Source organism: Microcystis sp. LSC13-02, from assembly GCA_002282935.1.
Classification (GTDB): domain Bacteria; phylum Cyanobacteriota; class Cyanobacteriia; order Cyanobacteriales; family Microcystaceae; genus Microcystis.
Genome location: MTBT01000176.1, coordinates 1 through 5,555, shown reverse-complemented (window position 1 = coordinate 5,555; position 5,555 = coordinate 1). Strand labels below are relative to the sequence as shown.

The 5,555-nt window shown below is 40.9% G+C and carries 5 protein-coding genes; 4 read left to right on the top strand and 1 reads right to left on the bottom strand.

Going from position 1 to position 5,555, the window contains the following annotated elements; all coding sequences use genetic code 11:
• Positions 1-91: 91 nt before the first annotated feature.
• Complete coding sequence (locus BGL89_RS10525) at positions 92-919, bottom strand: YaaW family protein (RefSeq protein ID WP_286825669.1); 828 nt, start codon at positions 917-919, stop codon at positions 92-94.
• A gap of 97 nt (positions 920-1,016) precedes the next feature.
• Between BGL89_RS10525 and BGL89_RS10520 the strand changes: the two genes are divergently transcribed.
• The 4 genes from BGL89_RS10520 (at position 1,017) to BGL89_RS10505 (ending at position 5,471) form a co-directional block, all read left to right on the top strand.
• On the top strand, positions 1,017-1,994 hold the full coding sequence (locus BGL89_RS10520; RefSeq protein ID WP_286825668.1) for an NAD(P)/FAD-dependent oxidoreductase: 978 nt from the start codon (positions 1,017-1,019) through the stop codon (positions 1,992-1,994).
• Between the two features lie 65 nt (positions 1,995-2,059).
• Positions 2,060-2,314, top strand: a complete 255-nt coding sequence (locus BGL89_RS10515) for a DUF7219 family protein (RefSeq protein WP_286825667.1) — start codon at positions 2,060-2,062, stop codon at positions 2,312-2,314.
• Positions 2,315-2,536: 222 nt separating this feature from the next.
• Positions 2,537-4,600, top strand: coding sequence for an ABC transporter ATP-binding protein/permease (locus BGL89_RS10510; RefSeq protein WP_286825666.1), 2,064 nt, complete (start codon positions 2,537-2,539; stop codon positions 4,598-4,600).
• Positions 4,601-4,877: 277 nt separating this feature from the next.
• On the top strand, positions 4,878-5,471 hold the full coding sequence (locus tag BGL89_RS10505; protein ID WP_286825665.1) for a GNAT family N-acetyltransferase: 594 nt from the start codon (positions 4,878-4,880) through the stop codon (positions 5,469-5,471).
• The last annotated feature ends 84 nt before the right edge of the window (positions 5,472-5,555 follow it).

The following is a 5,555-nucleotide window of genomic DNA, read 5'->3' as shown; positions in this document are numbered from 1 at the left end:
TTTAACTGTGGTATGCGACGGTGGTGGAAGCAGAAACTTAAATCGTGAGGTTTAGGAATCGCCGCACTTTTAGGGCGGCGAGGATGTCAAGCTAGGCAGGTTGCCAACAATCCTCACGAGTCAGACGAATTTGGGCAAGGGCAAAAATAGTCGGGATAATCCGGCCGTAATCGGTGGCGATCGCCTTCCAACCGAGATCAGCAATAAACCAACCCCATAGAGCCGGTCCTACCAAACTTAACACGGTTCTGACGGCTCCGTAGCGGGCTGCCGCTCTAGTCATGCCCTGTTTAGCCGTTTGTAGGGCGATTTGATTAACAATTGCCCCACCCTGGACTACGGCCGTTTTTGCCCCTTGATAGCGGACAAAATGGAGAGCGAACTGCCCAGCGATATGTTTGAGCAGAATCGGTTTCAGGATAGAATTAATGGCGATGACGCTACTGCCTTTGAGGACTATATCGAGGGGATTGTGTTGTAGGTGAACCGGTAAAGGTTGGGGAGTGTGGGAATCCGCGAGCGCTTTTTGAATTTGAGTCGAGAGGGATTTTTGTTCCGATGGGGGGAGACGTTTCCAAGCTTTGTTAACGAGGTGAAGATAGATTTCCGCTTCAATTTCCGTTGTCGGCATTTTTTGGGAGTAGGGAACCTTGAGGAAATGACAGACACGGACCAGAATTTGACGATAACTAACTTTTTCGGTTTGACCTTTTAATACTGTCACACCATCGGCAGCCAGGTAACGAAAACGATCCTCGACACTATCTAACCAACTTTCCCAATCTTGACTTTGAACGGCGATTGCGTCCGGCGCTCGTAGATAATCGAGAGGGTTAAAACGACGGCAAAAGAGGATGTTAGTGATTTGCTGTAGTTCCTCCTCGGTGGCTAACTCCAAAGCTGTGCGTAGTTCGTCCAATGTGGTTTGTCCTCCTGGTCCCCAATAATCAACTTAGTTTCGCTAGTGCCGATTACTACTAATATTAACTCAAGGGTTTACAGGATTAGGAAGGCTAGTGACAAATTTTTCGATTAATGTTGGGATCATTGGCGCGGGTTTAGCCGGGTTAACCTGCGCTCGTCAGTTGTGCGATCGAGGTTATACTGTTAAGCTATTTGATAAGTCTAGAGGTATTGGTGGTCGTTTAGCCACGCGACGGGTTAACCGAGCCAATCAAGAGATGGCTGTGGATCATGGCTTGCCTTTTTTGACTATTCAGGGCGAAAAAACGGCGGCTTTAATTGATAATCTCCTGAGAGAGAATATAGTTACTTCTTGGTTTGATTCTAGCTATGTTGCTCCTTCTGGCATCAATAGCGTGGCGAAATTTTTAGCTAAAGATTTAGAAATTGAACGAGATTTTCTGGTTACTCGTCTGGAAAATCGTCAAGAAAAATGGGTTTTAAACAATAACGGTCAAATTCGGGGAGAGTTTCCGGTAATTGTCTTGGCTATTCCCGCCCCGCAAGCAGCGTTATTGTTAGAAAACTCTCACATAACTACTATGCCAGAATTGCGATCGATCGTTTACGATCCCTGTTTAACGGTAATGGTGGGTTATGGCGATTCTTTACCCGCAGTTGCTCCCTCCACCGATATCGCTTGGTTAGGACTTGATAGCAGTAAACGGCAATCATCCCCTGATTATGTCTTTGTTGTGCATAGTAGTGGAGATTTTGCGGTTAAATATCTCGATAGCGAGGATTTAGAAGCAGTTAGGCTAGATTTGCTCTCTCGTGCTTCTTTGCCTCTTCCCGATTGGTCCTGGATTCACCGTTGGCGTTATGCTTTAGTCCGTCAGGGTTTAGCTGTACCCTGTTTAAGTGTTAATAGTCCTTTACCTCTAGTTGCCTGTGGTGATTGGTGTCAAGGGGGAGATTTATCGAGAAATTCTTCCCTAGAAACGGCCTTAACTTCCGGGATAGCGGCAGCTAATCAAGTTCAGCAGCTACTCTCTGAAGAATCTAGAGACAGGTTTAAATTCTTAGGTTAAGCTTGGATTAACAAAAGGTTAAATATATAATAATGTAGGTATCCTATACTGGGGGGTCGGTCACAATGGAAAAATTCAATTCTAAAGATAACTTTCTCTACCCTAAAACCAGCTACAGGGGTTTATTCACGCCACAAAATTTAGTTTTTAACGCTAATTTGCAGGAATTCGCCCTGAGAGTCTCTTTTATCGCTGGTTTACACACTGGGGGAAAGATTACCTCCACGGAAGCTTACGAGAAAATTAACCAGCTTTGGCAAGAGTTGAATGCCAGTCAAAAATTCCTACTAGCTAATCATTTTGAGGATCACGGAGATTGAGAGATGGGGTTTTTCAGTGATCAGTAAACAGTAATTAGTATCTAAAGTGCTACAGTAACAAAAGTGGGTCAAGTAGTTCTTAGTTATGTCAGACCTTTCTGACCATAGCTGGCTTTCATCTAGATAAAAATGTTATCAAAAGACAACAAGAGGTAATTCTCCCGCTACAATGTGATATTGAGTTGTCAAGAGAACAGTAAAAGAACCACCAATTGGATGTAGATGCCCCAATATACTACTAAACAAGCAACGGAAAACCCTGTTGTTTCCGCTCAGTCCTCCAAGAATCCCTTTTCACTATTTGGTCAATTTTGGGAAAGCCTAAAAATTGTGGCTCAACCCTATTGGTATCCAACGGAGTTAAATGGACGTGCCTTTGGAGATGTGATCATTTCTTGGGGAATGTCAGCTTTGATTCTTTTAAGTATCTTGGCAACGGTGGGGGTAGAAGCTTTTAGTAGCTACTGGAATCGTTATGTACTCGATATTATTATTGAAGATAGAGATCTTTCTAAATATCTAAATACGCTGTGGTTATCCAGTTTGTTGATTATATTAACAACGGGGTTATTTGCTTTTTCTCAATTTATTCGTCGCAAAGTAGCCTTAGATTGGTATAAGTGGTTAACGAAACAAACCGTTAAAAAATATCTCAATGATCGCGCTTATTATAACATTGATTTTACCTCAGCTTTAAAGAATCCCGATCAAAGATTATCTCAAGAAATTGAACCAATTACGACCATGACCATGAGGTTTTTAATTACCTTCGTGGAAAAAGGGTTACAAATGATTACTTTTGCGATTATTCTTTGGACAATTTCTCGGCAAATTGCGGTTTATCTAATAATTTATACGATCGCAGGAAATTTAATAGCAATTTATCTAACTCAAGAATTAAACAAAATTAATCAATCTGAGCTTAATAATAAAGCTGATTATAATTATGCTTTAACCCATGTGCGTAACCACGCCGAATCCATTGCTTTTTTTCAGGGAGAAGAGCAGGAAGAAAAAATCATTGAAGGCCGTTTTCAACGGGTTATTCAAAGCTCGGAAAACCTGATAAATTGGGAACGGTTTAATAATCTTTTTAATCGGGGTTATCAGTCAGCGATTAGTGTATTTTCAATGTTTATTTTGACCCCCATGTTTATTAAAAACGAAATCGATTATGGGGAAATTAGTCAAGCGAGTTTATGCTGTTTCCTTTTTTCTAATGCCTTGGGACAATTAATTACTGAATGGGGAACATCGGGTAAAGTTTCAAGTTATATTGAACGGTTAGCTACCTTGACAGATGCCTTAAAAGTTGCCAGTGAAGATCCGAAAAACTTAAGTCGCATTACCACCCTGGAAGATAATCGTCTAGCTTTTGAAAATTTTACCCTACAAACTCCCGATTATGAAAAGGTAATTGTGGAGAATTTATCGGTTTCTGTCCCTTTGGGAGAAAGCCTACTCATTATTGGTCCGAGTGGTCGAGGAAAAAGTTCCTTGTTACGAGCAATCGCCGGTTTATGGAAAGCTGGTAGTGGTCGTTTAGTACGTCCTCCTTTAGCTGAAATGTTATTTTTACCCCAACGTCCTTATATTATTCTTGGCAGTTTACGCCAGCAATTACTTTATCCCCATACCAATGAGCAGCTGAGGGATGAAGAATTAGAAAATATCTTAAAAAAAGTCAATCTTCAACATTTATTAACTGACAAAAATAGCTTAGACAAAGAAGTCAATTGGGAACAGATTTTATCCCTCGGAGAACAGCAAAGACTAGCTTTTGCTCGACTATTAATCACTAAACCCACTTTTACTATCTTAGATGAAGCAACCAGCGCTTTAGATTTGGTAAATGAAGCCAGCTTATATCAGCAATTACAGGAAAGTAAAACCACTTTTATTAGTGTTGGTCATCGGGAAAGTTTATTTAATTATCATCGATGGGTCTTAGAGTTAACAGAAAATTCCCATTGGCAGCTGTCAACGGTAGAAGATTATCAGCGCAAAAAAGTTAATAACATAGTGATGATGTCAAAAAAATCAGAAAATTTTTCGGCGGTAAAAATAGAGACTTTGTCTGAGGTTAAAACTGAGCATGATGCGGAAATTGCCGGAGTTTCTGAAATAACTGAAGGTTTGTCCCATCAACAAATGCAGTCCCTAACTGATTATTCTTTAAGTAGCGTTCGTAATCGAGCCAGTTTAGGTAAAATCATTACTGCCAAAGATGGTTTTAATTATCATTATGATAAAGACCCAAAAACCTTAAAATGGGTGAGAATATAGCTAATGGGGTGACAAACAGATTGAAAGTGAGACAGGGTGTGGGGGGTAGGGAAAATTTTTCAGACTTCCCCCTCTCAGGAGAACTAGAGAATGAGGTTTTTGCTGGGTAAGTTGATTAACAAGCTACTATAGCAAATAATGGGTTATTTAGGACGCTTTCAATTTTCAATAACTGATAACTGATAACTGATAACTGATAACTGATAACTGATAACTGATAACTGATAACTGATAACTGATAACTGATAACTGATAACTGGTATAGGAATTTTATCAAATGAAAGCACTGGAAAAACTTGTGACGGAACGATTATATTTAGTCCCCTTAAAGCTTGAACTTATGAAAGCGGCAATCATAAGTATCGATGAATTAGCAACAATTTTGGGGGTAAAAGTTGCTGCTGACTGGGCCGAACAAGATTTGATTCAAGCTTTCCCTGATATTGCGAATATTTTGCTGCAATTCCCCTTACAAAATGAGTGGGGGTGGGGGAGTTTAATTATTCATCAAACAGAAAATACCCTTATTGGTCATGTGATGATCAAAATTATTCCTGATGTCACAGGTTTACCCACAGATGCTGTAGAAATTGGCTATCAAGTAGCGCCGTTATATCGACGACAAGGCTACGCATCTGAGGCGACAAAAGCAATGACGGACTGGACACTTTCTCAACCTGGTATGCAAACAGTGACCGCTGGCTGCGCTCCCGATAATATAGCTTCAAAGCGAGTTTTAGAAAAAATAGGCATGGAGCTGATAGAAGCACGAGAGAAAGTCTTGGTCTGGAAATTAAGTAGGGTTTGCGGCAAAAAGTTTGTTGGTGGGGTTAGGAGTCGGTCGTCAGTAGTCAGTAGTCAGTCCTGTTGACATCCTCACCGCCGTAAACGGACGGTGATTCCCAAACCTCACGATTTAGGTTTCTGCTTCTTTCCCTTGCGGGGTTCCGCACCT

Excerpts from the sequence above, each read along its gene's own strand:
- BGL89_RS10515 (WP_286825667.1), top strand. The coding sequence starts at position 2,060 with ATGGAAAAATTCAATTCTAAAGATAACTTTCTCTACCCTAAAACCAGC.
- BGL89_RS10510 (WP_286825666.1), top strand. The coding sequence starts at position 2,537 with ATGCCCCAATATACTACTAAACAAGCAACGGAAAACCCTGTTGTTTCC.
- BGL89_RS10505 (WP_286825665.1), top strand. The coding sequence starts at position 4,878 with ATGAAAGCACTGGAAAAACTTGTGACGGAACGATTATATTTAGTCCCC.